This is a genomic window from Robertmurraya sp. DFI.2.37 (assembly GCF_029211245.1).
Taxonomy (GTDB): Bacteria; Bacillota; Bacilli; order Bacillales; family Cytobacillaceae; genus Robertmurraya; species Robertmurraya methanolica_A.
Genome location: NZ_JARGEJ010000245.1, coordinates 1 through 437 on the forward strand (window position 1 = coordinate 1; position 437 = coordinate 437).

At 41.4% G+C, this 437-nt stretch carries 1 pseudogene; it reads right to left on the reverse strand.

The annotated features are described in order from the left end of the window. Positions 1-78 precede the first annotated feature (78 nt). Positions 79-437, reverse strand: a pseudogene (locus tag PZE06_RS26310) (SDR family NAD(P)-dependent oxidoreductase); the annotation flags it as partial.

Consider the following 437-nt stretch of genomic DNA (forward strand, 5'->3'; position numbering starts at 1 on the left):
GGCATCAAAAGGGGGAATTGTAGCGATTACTCATGCGTTGGCAGCTTCCCTATCCAATGAACATATTACGGTAAATGCAATTTCCCCTTTTGATGCCGCATATGCTTCCGAATGGGGTTCTGACATGAGCGCTCTGGTAGAAGCAATATTGACTATGGCCCCTCCTTTATCATTTTCACACATATACTTGGCCGCTTCCTTGGAACACAGAAAAACACTTCTCAAATTCGTATTAAGCACGTCATCCCAGTCTTCAACGGACAAATCAAAGACATTTTTAAAACGGCTCACTCCCGCATTGTTAATTAATATATCGATTTTTCCATACGTACTTTTTACTACCTTCATTAACTAAACGATATCATCCACTTTGCGAACGTCTGTTTGAACAAACATACTTTGGCCTCCTGCGGCAAGAATTTCCTCCTTCACGCTTT